Raw genomic sequence first — 14,049 nt, forward strand, 5'->3', positions numbered from 1 at the left:
TGGCATGGAGTATCTATACGACACCTCTTCACTTTCTATTGGCTACGACCCCGACCACCAGTGGCTGTACGTGGAGTGGAAAGGCACGCACGACGCTACCTCGGCGCAGACGGGCGGCGAGTTGGTGCTGCAGTACCTGAAACAGCGCCCGTGCCACAAAATGCTCAACGACAACAGCCAGGTAACCAGCGGCTGGGAACAGGGCGCCCGGTGGGTAGGCGGCCAGTACTACCGCATGCTGGCCGAAGAAGGCATGCAGTTCGTGGCCTGGGTGTGCCCGCCCCACTGGTCGGCGCGCAAATCCATGGATACGGCCATGCAGTTCGTTACCCAGCCCGTAGTGGTGCTCTTCGATGACGTGGCCACCGCCTACGCCTGGCTGGTGCGGCAGGCCTGAGCACCCATTGCGCCCACACTAGATGGGCCTGACTACCGGGTCCATTTTCTGCGGATTTCCCCTCCGCAACTTCCTACAGGTGCGCCAACCGCTCCTGAATTTCGGTGAGCAAAGGCCGGGCTGCTACCTCGGGCTGCAAGCACTGCTGCTGCAAAGCCAGCAAGTGCTGGAAAGTGCCGGCCGCCGCCGCGGGCACCTCGGTTCGGGCCAACAGCTCTTCCAGCAAGCACCCAAACGCCCGGGTTTCCAGGCGCTGTAATGCTGGGGCGGTGCTGGTTTCGGCGGGGTCGAAGAAGCAGGCCGCTCCAAAGTCGCTCAGCAAGGAGTCGCCGGCCGGAGTGTATAGGATGTTGTGGGCGTACAGGTCGCCGTGCAGGATGCCGCGGGCGTGCAGGTGGGCCGTGGCCCCGGCAATACCGCGGACCAGGCGAAGGGTAGCCTCCAGGCTAAAGTGCAGGTTGGGGGCGTACACGTCGCGGGTGCAGGTGGCAAAACTGGGCGGGCCGGCCAGGTTCCGGAACGCCGGGTCAATCAGCTCCAGCACCAGCCCTTCCCTGTCGACATGATGGGCCACTTTGCCTTTTACCGCCACCAGGTTGGGATGCACGCCCGCACTCATGCAGGCTACCATCTCGCTGCCGGGCAGTCCGTCGCTGGTGAGGGCGCCTTTGAACAGCTTTACCGCTACTGCCTCGGCGGGAGCGGCCGCCGGCTGCCACTGGGCCCGGTAAATCCAGCCGGAAGCGCCTTCGCCCAATTGCTGCTCAATCTGCAGGTTTTCCCAATCGATGCCCTGCATAGGATTCCGGGCTTCGGCGGCAGCCTCAGCCGGCTCGCTGAACGGGTTGCCGGCAAAGGCCAGCCAGGTCAGGCGGGGCATGGTCAGCAGCCACTGCGGTAGGCTGGTAAAGCGGTTGGCTGCTAAGCGTAGTAACTCTAGATTGGTGCAGTTGGCCAGGGTTTTGGGCAGGTGCGTGAGCTGATTGCCGGCCAGCATCAGCTTCTGCAGGTAGTGGCAGCGGCCAATTTCCGGGGGCAGCTCGCCGAGCCGATTGTCGGTTAGAATCAGCCAGCGCAGCTTGGGCGGCAGGGCCGCGGCTGGCAGCACCTGAATCTGGTTGGCCTTGAAACCGACCATGCTCAGCTCCGGGCACTGGCCCAGCACCTCGGGCACGACGGTAAACTGGTTTTCGGAGCAAAACAGAATGCGCAGCTGAGTTAACCGGGCAAAATCCGCCGGCAGCTCCGAGAGGCGGTTGCTGGTTAGGTTCAGAATTTCCAGCGTGTCGGCGAGGTCAAAAATCTCCCGAGGAAACTCCGTTAAGTCTTCCGACAAATCGAGGCGGGTAGTACCCGCCAGCTTTCCGGCGCGCAGTTGTTCAAGCGTGTGCATGCGGCAAAGGTCGGCAAGGAAGCCCGGACGGGCATCATGCCCACTTTCAGCTCTCAGATAAGTGAATAAACGCACGCGCCATCTGTCCTTCCGACGTAAGAGGAATCGGGGTTGATCATGGGATACTATACCTAGATTTCTCCTGCGTCGGAAGGACAACCGGTTTGTGAAGCCGCTTGGGGCATGTGGAGAGGTGAAGATTTCTGACCTAGCGAAGGCGTCATGCCGAGGCGCAGCCGAAGCATCTCGCGTGCTGAGGTTGGAGTAGTAAACCAGCTTACTGCACGCCAGATGCTTCGGCTGCGCCTCGGCATGACGGCCTTTTTACTTTTGCGTACACAGCTCGGCCCTACCCTAGTCCAGCCTTACGAACTGCACGAGAGGGTAGCGCAGCCGGGCTTTTCGCGGGCCCAGTCGGGGCGCTTGGCGGCCAGCTCTTCGTGCTCGGGCTGCTCATCGAAGGGCTTTTTCAATACCTCCATCAAGCGGTTCAGCACCGACAGGTCGCCGGCTTCGGCGGCTTCAATGGCCTGCTGGGCCAGGTAGTTACGCAGCACGTATTTGGGGTTGGCGGCCAGCATCTTTTCCCGGATAGCCTCCGGACTGGCCTGCTCCTGCTGCAGGCGCAGGAAGTACCGATGGAGCCATTGCAGCAGGCTTTGCTCCTCGTTGGGGGCCATGGAGTACGCAGTGGCGGCCAGCAGTTCCCGCCACTGGGCCTCCCCGTTTTCGGGGGCCTTTAGCATGGCGGGCGCCGCGTGCGAGAGGCGACGGAAAAACAGGGTCATATCAACCTCCGATTCCGCCAGAGTTTGCTCCAGGGCTTCAAACAGGGCCTGATCTTCTTCCCGATTCAAGGAAGTGAGGCCAAGCTTGCGCAGCATCATCTCGTGGCGGGTGGTTTCCAGGGTGTTGATGTACACGTCGAGGGCGGGGTTGAGTTGCTCCACGTCATGCACCAGCGGCAGCAGTGCTTGGCCGAGCTGCATCAGATTCCAGAGGGCTACCCGGGGCTGCTGCCCGAAGGCGTAGCGCCGCCCGCCAAAATCGGTGGTGTTGGGCGTCCAGTCGGGGTCGTAGGGCTCCAGCCAGCCGTAGGGGCCGTAGTCGATGGTTAGGCCCAGAATGCTCATGTTGTCGGTGTTCATCACCCCGTGCACAAAGCCCACCGACTGCCAGTGCGCAATCATGACAGCCGTGCGGCGGCAGATTTCCTTAAACCAACTCACGTACACTTCCGGGGAAGGCTCGCCCAGCTCGGGGTAGTAGCGCCGAATGACGTAGTCGGCCAGGGCGCGCAGGTTGTCCATTTCGCCGGTGGCCAGGAAAATCTGGAAGCTGCCGAAGCGCACGAAGGTAGGCGCCACCCGGGCCACAATGGCGCCGGGCTCGGGCCGCGGATTGCCATTGTAGAACATGTCGCGCACCACTGTGTCGCCGGTGGCTACTAGGCTCAGGGCCCGGGTGGTAGGCACGCCCAGGTAGTGCATGGCCTCGGAGCACAGAAACTCCCGCACGGAGGAGCGCAGCACAGCCCGCCCGTCGGCGCGGCGGGAGTAGGGCGTGGGGCCGGCGCCTTTCAGCTGCACTTCCCAGGTGGTGCCATCGGTAGCCGTCAGCTCACCCAAGGACATGGCCCGACCGTCGCCGAGCTGCCCGGCCCAGTTGCCGAACTGGTGGCCGCCGTAGCGGGCGGCAAAGGGTTTCATACTGGGAGCCAGCCGGTTGCCGGCCAGCACGTCCACGGCCGGGCCGCGCTCCGGGGGGCGCACCAGCCCCAGGAAGGCGGCTAGCTCCTCGGACCAGGCCAGCAGGTGCGGATCGGGTACGGCGGTAGGCTCCACGCGGGAGTAGTGGTAGCCGGGCACCTGCCGGGGCCGTCTGTCTAGGGAAGTCTCGCCACGCAACTCATCCACAAAGGAATTTTGAAACGGGGCTTGATCTATGGAATGGGTGGTAGTAGACATAGAAATGCGAGCTAAGGGCGCCTTGCGTAGGCGGCACCTGCCCCTCGAAAACGCGAATCGGGCCCGTAAGTTTCCGCAGCACCGGCAGGTAAAACCGGTAGCTGAACGGTATGGCGGGCCTCACCCCCCGGCCCCCTCTCCCGTGGAGAGGGGGAGCCAAACGACTGACGTTCTGCACGGCCCCGTCGGCGCCCGCCTCCGGAACAGCTACGGTTTCTATATGGGAGAAGCTTATGCTATAGTAACGCGAAGTTCTACTTCGCGCTATATCGTTTAAACGAGGTAGCAGTGCTTGAGTCGGGAGCCGAAAGTGCTGCGCTGCCGGAATCGTCAGGCTCCCCCTCTCCACGGGATACTGCGCATGAAGCAGTTGCGGGGCCGGGGGGTGAGGCCAACCTCGACCATAACCTCTGGGCCTCAATCAGCGCTACACCTGCTACCACCTACCCTCCTCTCCCCATGGCAACGCAAAAGCTGCGCGGCAACGACCTGCGCAAAATTGGCTACCCCGAAGGCCGGGCCACCACTCTGGCCCTGGATATTCTGGAAGACCGCCAGCTCAAGAATCTCGACAAAGGCAGCGCCCTGGCTCTGCTCCAAAAAATAAAGGCCGACCCCTACGCCTACCTCCGCGACTCGCTGTGGCGGGAGCTGGCCAAGGAGTTTGTGCCTGACCCCAGCCGCGACGTCAGCCTCAGCCCCGACGTGAAAGACTACCGCCGCTACGGCGAGGCCTTTATTGAAGACGGCGCCCGCAAGCAGATGGACACCGCCATGAAGCTGCCCGTAACCCTGGACGGGGCCCTCATGCCCGATGCCCACCAGGGCTACGGCCTGCCCATTGGCGGGGTGCTGGCCGTGGATAACGCCGTGATTCCCTACGGCGTGGGCATGGACATTGGCTGCCGCATGGCCCTGTCGGTGTTTCCCCTCCCGCCGCGCTACCTGGACCAGCGCACCCAGGAGTTGAAAAAGCTGCTGCACAACCACACCCGTTTCGGGGCCAAGGAAGTGTTCAAGAACCCCACCCACGACCCCATTCTGGACCGGCCGGAGTTCCGGGAAATTCCGGTGGTCAAGGGCAAGCGCGAGGCGGCCATCAACCAGCTCGGTTCCTCGGGCTCGGGCAACCACTTCGTGGAGTGGGGCGTGGTGGATATTACCTCGGAAGACAACGAGTTGGGCGTACCCATCGGGCAGTATTTGGGGCTACTCTCACACAGCGGCTCCCGGGGGCTGGGTGCGGCCATTGCCCAGCACTACACCAAGGTAGCCATGCAGAAGTGTCCCCTCCCCCCGGAAGCGCGCTACCTAGCCTGGCTCGACCTAGACTCGCAGGAGGGCCAGGAGTACTGGCGGGCCATGAACCTGGCCGGCGACTATGCCTCGGCCTGCCACCACGACATTCACCGCCGCCTCAGCCTAGCTTTGGGCGAGAAGCCCCTGGCCAAAGTGGAAAACCACCACAACTTCGCCTGGAAGGAAACCCTGCCCGACGGGCGCGAGGCCATTGTGCACCGCAAGGGGGCTACCCCCGCCGGCCAGGGCGTACTCGGGGTGATTCCGGGCTCGATGACGGCCCCCGGCTTTATCGTGCGCGGCCGCGGCGAGCGGGACTCCATTCAGTCGGCCTCGCACGGGGCGGGGCGGCGCCTTTCGCGTACCCAGGCCAAGCAGCAGGTCACGGAAGGTGAGCTGCGCCGCCTGCTGCGCGACCAGGGCATTGAGCTGATTGGGGGCGGCCTCGACGAAGCGCCCCAAGCCTACAAGGACATTCACCAGGTAATGGCCCACCAGCAGGACCTAGTGGATGTGCTGGGCTCCTTCCGCCCGCGCATTGTGCGCATGGATGCCGGCGGCGGGGGCAAAAGCAAGTACGGCGGCGAGTAACGCCAGCTAGTCGGAAGCAGCTCGTGGGGTGAGCTAGGGCCTAGCCAACGAGCTGCGCTTCCCGCACCGGAGTTAAGGCTTCGGCCTTCAGATGATCGGCCAGGAGCAGGGCGTGGGCCACGATGGTAAGGGTAGGATTGGCGTGCCCGCCCGTGGGAAATACGGAGGAGCCCGCCACGTACAGATTGTCCAGCCCGTGCACCTTGGCGTGCTTATCGACTACGCCCGTACGCGGATCCTCCGACATGCGGGTGGTGCCGATGTGGTGAGCCGAGGAGTTAAACGAGGCAATATGCTTGCGGATATGGTCGCGCAAATCGGCTTCCTCGCAGTTGATTTCGCCCAGGTCCAGGGCCTTGAACCGCTCCACGAACAGCTTGTGGGCCTGCACCACCGATTCCACATCCGACTCCAAAAACGCCAGCTTCACCTCGGCCCGGGGCATGCCAAAGGCATCCTTTTCCGTTTCCGAGAGGCAGATGCGGCTTTCCCGGTTGGGGGCTTGCTCGGCCTGAATGTAGAGCCCCCAGTATGGGTTGCGGCGCGAGGGTAACAGGTAGGGCACCCGGCGCTTGGCCATGCGCTTGAGCCCCAGCCTCACCAAGTCCGGAATTTCGGTGAGGCCGTTGCTGAGGATGTTGGCTAGGTGCTCCCGCAGGGCGGGCAGTTGCTGCCGGGCCTGCTGCACGCCCCGGCTCATGGACTTGCGCCCCTGGCTCAGGATAAAGAGCAGGGACTTAGCTACGAACCTAGACGAGAATAGCACGTCGCGGTGGCCGTTCTCGTTTTTGGCGTGGTAGAGGAAGAAGATGGTGTTAAGTAACTGGTGATTTTCCTGGGCGGGCTCCGGAATCCACCAGCGACGGCGGCAGTACACGCCGCCCGCGTCCCGCTCAAAATCGGCCTGCAGCTTTTTGTTGTCGTGTAGCCGGATGTCGGTGTACACCCCGCAGATATGGGCCATGTAGTAGCGGCCCACGTTGTCGTGCTGGTTGCCCAGGCCGGTAGGAAACCGCGCGCTAGTAGAGGCCAGCAGTAACCGGGCGTTTTCTATGCCGCCGGTAGCCAGCACAAACTGCCGGGCCTTCACCCGCAATTCGCGGCCTTCCATGCGCACCCTCACGTGGCCGACGGTGGTGCTGTGGTCGTCTTCGGTTTCCAGGGACAGGACGTGGGCATCGAGCAGCACCTGAATGTTGCGGCTGTTTTCCAGAATACCCTGGTAGGTTTTGGCGAAATGCACCGGCGGGCTCCAGCGCTCCAACGGCCCGGAAGTCAGCTCCTCGGAATCCATGCCGGCCAGAATTTCGCGCTGTCCGCTGGGGAAGGCCTGGTGCCCATCAAACTCAAACCGCCCGATCTGGCACACGTCGGCGGCTTTGTGGTAGTAGGGCAGCAGCTCCTCGTACGTAATCGGCCAGCCACTGTCGGGCACCCAGGCCCGGGGCTTAAAGTCGAGGGGCTCAAAGGGAATGCAGCGCCCCCCCCAGGCGGCGGAGCTACCCCCAAACTGCCGACGCCGGTTCTCCTCCAGGGGCTCGTGGGTGCCGGCCTGGGGCACCACGCCCCGGTATAAATCCTGGTTGGCTAGGGTTTCCGTCCAGCCCCCGCCCGTGAGCACCAGCACCCGCAACGGCGTGTTTTCCAGGCTCAACGCAATGGAAATGGCGGCCGGACCGCTCCCAATCAGGCATAAGTCCGCCGTCAGCGTCTGCCCCTCCTCAAACGTGTTCTTCGAGATAATCATGCGAGTAGCTGGTGTAAGTGGGGTAAGGCGGCGGGCAAACTGGGCAGGTAGCGCAAGGCCTCCATATTGTGCTGTAAGTGCCCGAGGCTACTGGTACCGAATAGCACGATGTCGGCTTGTTTTTCGGCCAGCACCGCCCCAATCAGCAGTTGGGCCAAGCTCAGGCCCGTGAGGCCCGGCAGTTGCTGCACGGCGGTGGCCTGCCGGGCAAAGGTGGGTTGCAGGGCGCTGAAGGGCTGCAACACCATATTGGCTAGCACTGGCACGCCCTGCGCCTGGCACAAAGCCACAATGGGGTTGGGGCGGCGCCAGCTTACGGTGGTTTGCACTAGCTGCACCTGTCCGCTCGCTAGGCCGGCCTCTACCACCCGGTAGTCGTTGCTGGAAACGCCCGTGTAGCGCGCCAGGCCCTGCTTTCGGATGGTGGCTAGCCCTTCCCAGGGGTCGGCGTGGGCAATGTCGTGCCAGGTGGGCTCGTGCAGCAGCAGGGCATCGGCGGCTTCCACGCCGAGGCGCTGGTTGCTTTTCTGCACGCTACGGATCAGGTAGGCCGAGGTGTAGTTGTTTTTGGCCCCGCTGCGCTGCTTTACCTTTTTGGCCAGTTGGTTCAGGGGCGAAAGCCAGCCGGGCGTATGCACGTAGGGCTGACCCGCTTTCGTAACCACGAAGAAGGGCTTGCCTGTGGCTTTGATTCCTTTCCGAATTAGCCGCTCAGCGTCGCCGGAGCCGTAAAAGTCGGCCGTGTCAATCAGGTTTACCTCGCGCTCGGCGGCTACCTGCAGCATTTCGGCGAAGGCCGCCGGGGCCAGGCGGCTGCCCAGGGAAGCGACTCGGCTGGTTCCTATGCCTAGGGGCGACAACTGCTCCAGTGAAATCATGCCTTTTGCGCTTGCGGTTGATTATACGATTGATAGACACCCTACTTGCCACCGCTACCAACCGGCAGCTCCCTTGCTGCCGGCTAGGCGCAGTTGACCGGAGTGACGCCGGTGGAAGGTGCCCGTTCCTGTTACAGGCCCTCACCGCGCGGTACCCAGCAACAATTGCTACAAGTCCTTTTGGTAGTACCTGAAAAGAGCACCATGAGGGGTGAAAGGGAAAACAAGAGGTTTCCACCAGGGTAAATATTGATACATTTTTTGATTTTGTATAATAATTTAAATAAATATTTTAAAACGTGAGTATATCCTGCCTTTGCAAGGTGCCATTTGTGGTTTCCTGCCCAAGCAGGACTGGTGCAGGCAGCAGGCAGCTATTTCGGTAGTAAACGTTGTCAGATAGGCAGGTTCCGCTCCGCCATTTCAGCCCACACGCGCCCGTAGCAGCGCATTAGAACCTGCCCAACGGCTCCCCTACCTTCTCGCCGCTACCTCAACCGCTAACCTCTTACCTAGGGGGCGGGCCAAAACCAAGCTTGCCTGTTGTTCAGGCAATGAAGTACATTTAGTTTCCACGAATACCTTTTCCGGCGGCCCGCTTCCAGCTCAGCTGGGGCGCACCAGCCTACCCAGAACTACCTTTTTGCCTTTCCATTTTTTGTAAGCCTATGCGTTTTACTACCCTACTAGCGGGCCTGGGCCTGACGACGACTCTGTTATCGGCCTGCACCCGCAGCAGTGCGCCCGCCGCTTCCCGTGCGCCGGGCGAGCCGCTCCTGAGTGCCATTCAGGAGGCGGAGGTGCGCCGCGACTTGTTTGCCCTGGCCGACGACAAGTTCCGGGGCCGCCGGGCCGGCACCGCCGACGAGCTGCGGGCCGCCATTTGGGTGGCCGAGCGCGCCCGCGAAGCCGGCCTGGAGCCCGCCGGCGACGAGGGCACGTATTTTCAGTTTTACCCCTTGCGGCGGGTTACGGTGGCCGCTTCCACCCGTCTTACCGTCGGCGGCAAGCCCTTGAGCTTGTGGAAAGATGCCTGGGTAACTACCCCGCTCAACGCCCGCCTCGATGGCCCGGTGGTTTGGCTTAACTCTCTGGCTGACACCGTGCGCCAGAACCTGCGCGGCAAAATTGTGGCCATGCCCTTGCTGCCACCTACCCCCCTGCCGGCCCCGAAGATGAGCTTGTGGGCCATGCGCTATACCCTGGCCGGCATCGGGCAGCAAAGCGCCGCCCTGCGCACGCGCGGAGTAGCCGGCATTATTCTGGCGGCCAATGCCACCGCTGAGCCCAGCCTGGAGTTTGTGGGCCACCGCTACCAGGATGGCCTCTACCTGCTGCCTTCCATGCCCCTGCCCACCTCCCCGGTGCCGGTGCTGCTGGTGCGCCAGGCCGTGGCCGCCCAACTGCAAGCCCGCGGGGCCCGGCTCCAGGCGGAGCTGGTTGCCAACGACTACGAGTACCCTTCCATGAATGTGGTGGCCCGCGCCCCCGGCACCGACCCTACCCGCCGCACGGAGCACGTACTTTTCAGCGGCCACCACGACCACGACGGCATCGGAGCGCCCGTAGCTGGCGACTCCATCTGGAACGGGGCCGACGACAATGCCACGGTGAGCGTGGCGTTGCTGGCCATTGGCCGGGCCTGGAAGCAGCGGCCAGGCGCCCGCTCGGCCTTGTTTGTCTGGCACGGGGCCGAGGAGCGGGGGCTGCTGGGCTCGCGCTGGTACGCCGAGCACCCCACGGTGGCCAAGGCCTCCATTGTGGCCGTGCTGAACGGCGACATGATGGGCCGCAACGCCCCCGACTCGGCGGCCTTGCTGGGCTCCACCCCGCCCCACCGCAACTCCAAAGCCCTGGTAGACATGGCGCTAAAGGCCAACGAGAACCACACCAAATTCGCCCTCGATAACTCCTGGGACGACGCCAAGCACCCCGAGGGCTGGTATTTCCGCTCCGACCACCTACCCTACGCCCGGGCGGGCATTCCGGCCCTGTTCTTCACCACCCTGCTTCACCCCGACTACCACACGCCCCGCGACGAAGCCTCGCGCATTGACGTAGCCAAGCTGACTCGCATGACCCGCTGGATGTACGCCACCGGCTGGGCCGTTTCGGCTGCGCCCGAGCGCGTAACCGTAGACCCCGACTTCAAGCTGGAGCGGTAGTTCGCTTAACCCTAGTATTCGTCAGTCCTCAAAGCCCGGCTTCCTGATTCAGGGAGTCGGGCTTTGTGCATGAGTCAGTTGCCAACCACGGCGCTGGTGCCTGCGCCCCAGCTGCTGCACCTAGCTATTAATACCTTGTACTTCCGATGCGCCGCCGCTTACACGCGCGACCTAAACCCTTCAGCCACTTGCATTAAGGAAAATTACTCTATATATTATTCCTGAAATAAACCGCCTAACCTCACTGCCTTCGACTTATACTTTTCCACCTTCATTTCCCCGCTTTATGAAGAATCTACTGGTACCCACAGATTTTTCACCCACTGCTCACAACGCCTTTGAGCTTGCCCTGCAGGTAGCCCGGCGCACCGGCGGCCAGGTTACCCTGCTGCACGTAGTGGACCTACCAGAAACGGCGCGGTATGCCACCACGGGCGGGCTGGCGGGCGGAGGCGGCCTCAATGATGTGTACACCCTCAAGCTCCTGCAGGTGGTGAAGCGCCGCATGCACGAGCTGATGGCCGAGGCTCAGCGCACCTTTCCCGGCGTGCAGGTGCAGGACCTGATGCATACGGCGGCCTTTGACGACGCAGTGCTCGATACCATACGGGACCGGAAGATTGATTTAGTGGTGATGGGCACCAAGGACCATCACGCCTGGCAGCACGTGTTTACCGGTTCGCGCACGGAGCACGTGGTACGGTTGGCTTCCTGCCCCGTTCTGACGGTAAAGCACCCGGCCCCAAATTTCGAAGTGCGGCATATTGTCTTTGCCTCTGATTTTTCGGCCGAAGCGGACCTGGCCATTTCAAGCCTGCGGCAGGTGCAGGAGGTGTTTCCGGAGGCTCTGCTCCACCTGCTCGACGTCGTCTCGGACCCGGGCCAGCACGACAAGGCCATGCTGCGCATTCACCACTTCGCCGACCGCCACCAACTAACTCATTATGAGCCCGACGTATTTGCCGCTCCCAACGCCAGCGCCGGCATTCCGCGCTTTGCCGAGCAGGCCCACGCCGACTTGGTGGTGATGCTGACCCACGGTCGGGCCGGGCTGAGCCACTTTTTTCAGGGTAGCATTTCCGAGAGTGTTTCCTTGCACGCGGCTTCCCCAGTTCTCACTTTTCACGCCCAGGCGTAGGCCGGCGCTGGGGGCGGCCAAGCAAGGATCGGGAGTTTTCGGCTCGTAAAAGCTGGAGGTGCACATGGTTGATAACCGAAATACGCATTTATCCCGCGCTAAATCAGTAGAAACCCGGGAGCTAGAACGGTCAATTTGGTGTCTATCTTTCAGAACGAAATAAGCCAACTTTTTCTTCCGCTCCTCCTATACAACCATGACTGTTCCGACTGCTACTATTGATCTGCAACTGCACCTTGTGCCGGCTGGCTGCCGCCTTGATTTTCCTCGGCAAGCGGGCCGCTTTGCTTACGTGTACCGCCGCCAGGCCAACCAGGAATGGAAGTGCATTGCTCATAATGCCTGTAGCCCCCACATTGACCGCACCGTTCCCACCGGCAGCGGCCGCATCGACTACCTGGTTTGCTACTGCGACGCGGCCGGTACCATCACGGAAGCTACTCCCGTGGTGCAGACCTACCCCGCCCCCCTGCTGCATCATAACTCGGCGGCTACCGCCGGCGCTCGGCCGGCTTAGCAGGCTCCGCACCGCAACAAAAAGCCCCGGTAACTTGCGTTGCCGGGGCTTTTTGTCTGATTAGCTGAACCCCGTCTTACAGGTTCTTTAGCCACACTTGGCGCAGGGCCAGTTGGGCGGGCGTGGCGGCGGGGTCCTGGGTGAAGACGTAACGCTTCACGTCCTCGGTGCTACCCAACTTCACCCGTATCGTCTGCTCTTGGCCGTTGCGGCTGATGGTCAGGGGCAGCTCGGAGCCGGGGGGACGGGTGGCTACCCGGCGCAGGGCCGTGAAGTCGTTGCGCACGCCATCCACGGCCAGCAGCTGGTCGCCCACCTGCACCCCGGCGGCCTGTAGTGGGCCACCTACCCGGGTGAAATACACGTTGTTGTCGCGCGGGGCCAGGCCAACCTGCCCTAGAGTTGCCACCTGCTTGCCGGTGTGCACAATGGGCTCGTAGCGCACCCCCACTTTGCTGTAGTACTCCTGCAAGGGCAAGGGCTCGGCGTTCTGCACGTAGCGCTTAAAGAAGTCTCCAATTTCCGGGTAGGTCATCTTGGTGAAGTCCTGGAAGAAGTTTTTCTCGCTGATGGGCTTGTTGGGGCCGTACTGCTTGGCCAGCTCCAGCAGCACGTCGCGCAGGCCGCGCTTGCCCCCGCTCAGCTCCAGCAAGCGCAGATCCAGCAGGCCAGCTGTGAGGGCCCCGCGCTGGTAGATGTTGCCGTACTGGCGCTGCCCCTCGTCGCTGAACGAGTTCAGGCCCAGGCGGCTAAGGCTATACGTGGTATCGGTGCGGGTGCGGTCGTACTGCACCTTGTCGTGCAGCATGCTCAGGTAATCATCCAGGGGAACCAGGCCGCCACGCAGCTGCATCATGTGCGAGGCCCACTCGGTGGTGCCTTCGTACAGCCAGAGGTGCTCCGAGCCAGTAGGCTGCACAAAGTTGAACTGCTCAATTACCTCGGAGTGGATGTTGAGCGGGGTCATGACGTGGAAGAATTCGTGGGCCGCAATGTCCACCACCCCCTGCGCCGACTCAGGCGTGAGCGGCTGCTCGGGCAGCACGTATTCTGAGCTGTAAGAGTGTTCCCAAGCCCCGGCCGAGCGGTCGGCGAAGTGATAGAGGAAGGCGTAGCGGTTCACCGGCAGCTGCCCCCCGAAGAAGCTCTGAGCGGCGTTGAGCATTTTCTGCATGTAGCCCAGCAGGGGTTCAGCCTGCACCTTATCGGTAGCGGAGTAGCAGTATAGGGCCACGTCGGCGTTGCCAAGCTTGGTGGAGGCTTCCGTCAGGCGGCCCAGCAGAATGGGCGAGTCCACGGCGTGGTCGTAGTCCTGCAGGTGGTAGTAACCGTCCTTGTCAGCTTGCAGCACCGAGCCGGCTTTCCAGCCGCTGGGGTACTCCAGTTTCAGGCGCAGGGGCTTATTCTGCATGCCCTGGGGGTAGCCCAGCAGGGTTTGGCCGTTGAGCAGGGCGTGGTCGGTTTCCAGCGAAGAGCCGCACATGCGGTAGATAGGATGCTCCTTTACCGGGGTATCCCAGGTTTCGGCAATGGTGTAGCGGATTTCGCGGGTTTTCTCGGGCTGGCTGAGCTGCCACTGGTTGGTAGAAACCTGCTTGGCTTCCAGAGGCTTGCCCTTGTCGTCGAAGGCCTGAAAGTTGCTCACGAAGCGGCCCATGTCCATGACCTGGTAGGTGCCGGGCGCAGTGGCAGCAAACTGGTAGGTAGCCTGGTCTTTCTTGAGCTTGGGCAGCAGCAACTTTACCTGAAAGGCGTTGCTGTTGGCGGCTGGGTCCATGCTCACGGTGTACGTTAGCTCGCGGGGGGCTTTGGCCAGCACCGGCGCGGCCAGGGCCAGCAGGGCGGCCACGGCAGCCGGACGAAAAATGGATGTCATGCGGAGAAAATGGAGAATTAAAAAGGGAACGTGGGCTACTGACGCGCAACGGAGCGGGCGGTTGCGCTCAGCCCCACGAAG

10 protein-coding genes are annotated in these 14,049 nt (G+C 62.5%); 5 read left to right on the forward strand and 5 right to left on the reverse strand.

Annotated features, from left to right (window positions below; translation table 11 throughout):
• The first annotated feature begins 4 nt into the window (after window positions 1–4).
• Window positions 5–397 carry a SpoIIAA family protein gene (locus tag MWH26_RS10665; RefSeq protein ID WP_244696596.1) on the forward strand — a complete coding sequence of 131 codons (393 nt, stop codon included), beginning with the start codon at window positions 5–7 and terminating at the stop codon, window positions 395–397.
• Window positions 398–470: 73 nt separating this feature from the next.
• On the opposite strand, the gene MWH26_RS10670 is transcribed toward MWH26_RS10665, so the two are convergent.
• Together MWH26_RS10670 and MWH26_RS10675 are read right to left on the reverse strand one after the other, a co-directional pair.
• On the reverse strand, window positions 471–1,790 hold the full coding sequence (locus MWH26_RS10670; RefSeq protein ID WP_247974266.1) for a leucine-rich repeat-containing protein kinase family protein: 1,320 nt from the start codon (window positions 1,788–1,790) through the stop codon (window positions 471–473).
• Window positions 1,791–2,155: 365 nt separating this feature from the next.
• Window positions 2,156–3,757, reverse strand: coding sequence for a protein adenylyltransferase SelO (locus MWH26_RS10675; RefSeq protein WP_247974267.1), 1,602 nt, complete (start codon window positions 3,755–3,757; stop codon window positions 2,156–2,158).
• 459 nt (window positions 3,758–4,216) lie between these two features.
• Here MWH26_RS10675 and MWH26_RS10680 point away from each other — a divergent pair, with 459 nt between their 5' ends.
• Window positions 4,217–5,647: an RtcB family protein gene (locus tag MWH26_RS10680; protein WP_247974268.1), complete on the forward strand. Its 1,431-nt coding sequence runs from the start codon at window positions 4,217–4,219 to the stop codon at window positions 5,645–5,647.
• Between the two features lie 40 nt (window positions 5,648–5,687).
• Here the strand turns inward: MWH26_RS10680 and MWH26_RS10685 are convergent, their stop codons facing one another.
• Both MWH26_RS10685 and MWH26_RS10690 read right to left on the reverse strand, forming a co-directional pair.
• Window positions 5,688–7,394 carry a GMC oxidoreductase gene (locus tag MWH26_RS10685; RefSeq protein WP_247974269.1) on the reverse strand — a complete coding sequence of 569 codons (1,707 nt, stop codon included), beginning with the start codon at window positions 7,392–7,394 and terminating at the stop codon, window positions 5,688–5,690.
• Window positions 7,391–8,272, reverse strand: coding sequence for an aldo/keto reductase (locus MWH26_RS10690; RefSeq protein ID WP_247974270.1), 882 nt, complete (start codon window positions 8,270–8,272; stop codon window positions 7,391–7,393). The genes MWH26_RS10685 and MWH26_RS10690 overlap by 4 nt, the downstream gene beginning before the upstream one ends.
• A 668-nt stretch (window positions 8,273–8,940) precedes the next feature.
• Between MWH26_RS10690 and MWH26_RS10695 the strand changes: the two genes are divergently transcribed.
• The 3 genes from MWH26_RS10695 (at window position 8,941) to MWH26_RS10705 (ending at window position 12,092) form a co-directional block, all read left to right on the forward strand.
• Entirely contained in the window at window positions 8,941–10,437 is a 1,497-nt protein-coding gene (locus MWH26_RS10695; RefSeq protein WP_247974271.1) for a M28 family metallopeptidase, read from the forward strand.
• A 286-nt stretch (window positions 10,438–10,723) separates the two neighbouring features.
• Window positions 10,724–11,575 (forward strand): universal stress protein, encoded by an 852-nt coding sequence (locus MWH26_RS10700; protein WP_247974272.1) that lies wholly within the window; start codon window positions 10,724–10,726, stop codon window positions 11,573–11,575.
• 196 nt (window positions 11,576–11,771) lie between these two features.
• Entirely contained in the window at window positions 11,772–12,092 is a 321-nt protein-coding gene (locus MWH26_RS10705; protein ID WP_247974273.1) for a hypothetical protein, read from the forward strand.
• Between the two features lie 76 nt (window positions 12,093–12,168).
• On the opposite strand, the gene MWH26_RS10710 is transcribed toward MWH26_RS10705, so the two are convergent.
• Window positions 12,169–13,968 carry a M61 family metallopeptidase gene (locus MWH26_RS10710; RefSeq protein WP_247974274.1) on the reverse strand — a complete coding sequence of 600 codons (1,800 nt, stop codon included), beginning with the start codon at window positions 13,966–13,968 and terminating at the stop codon, window positions 12,169–12,171.
• Between the last annotated feature and the right edge of the window lie 81 nt (window positions 13,969–14,049).

The organism is Hymenobacter sublimis, from assembly GCF_023101345.1.
Taxonomy (GTDB): domain Bacteria; phylum Bacteroidota; class Bacteroidia; order Cytophagales; family Hymenobacteraceae; genus Hymenobacter; species Hymenobacter sublimis.

Coding starts and splice junctions, on each gene's coding strand:
- MWH26_RS10705 (WP_247974273.1), top strand. CDS start 11,772: ATGACTGTTCCGACTGCTACTATTGATCTGCAACTGCACCTTGTGCCG.
- MWH26_RS10670 (WP_247974266.1), bottom strand. CDS start 1,790: ATGCACACGCTTGAACAACTGCGCGCCGGAAAGCTGGCGGGTACTACC.
- MWH26_RS10695 (WP_247974271.1), top strand. CDS start 8,941: ATGCGTTTTACTACCCTACTAGCGGGCCTGGGCCTGACGACGACTCTG.
- MWH26_RS10700 (WP_247974272.1), top strand. CDS start 10,724: ATGAAGAATCTACTGGTACCCACAGATTTTTCACCCACTGCTCACAAC.
- MWH26_RS10680 (WP_247974268.1), top strand. CDS start 4,217: ATGGCAACGCAAAAGCTGCGCGGCAACGACCTGCGCAAAATTGGCTAC.
- MWH26_RS10690 (WP_247974270.1), bottom strand. CDS start 8,272: ATGATTTCACTGGAGCAGTTGTCGCCCCTAGGCATAGGAACCAGCCGA.
- MWH26_RS10665 (WP_244696596.1), top strand. CDS start 5: ATGGAGTATCTATACGACACCTCTTCACTTTCTATTGGCTACGACCCC.
- MWH26_RS10685 (WP_247974269.1), bottom strand. CDS start 7,394: ATGATTATCTCGAAGAACACGTTTGAGGAGGGGCAGACGCTGACGGCG.
- MWH26_RS10675 (WP_247974267.1), bottom strand. CDS start 3,757: ATGTCTACTACCACCCATTCCATAGATCAAGCCCCGTTTCAAAATTCC.
- MWH26_RS10710 (WP_247974274.1), bottom strand. CDS start 13,968: ATGACATCCATTTTTCGTCCGGCTGCCGTGGCCGCCCTGCTGGCCCTG.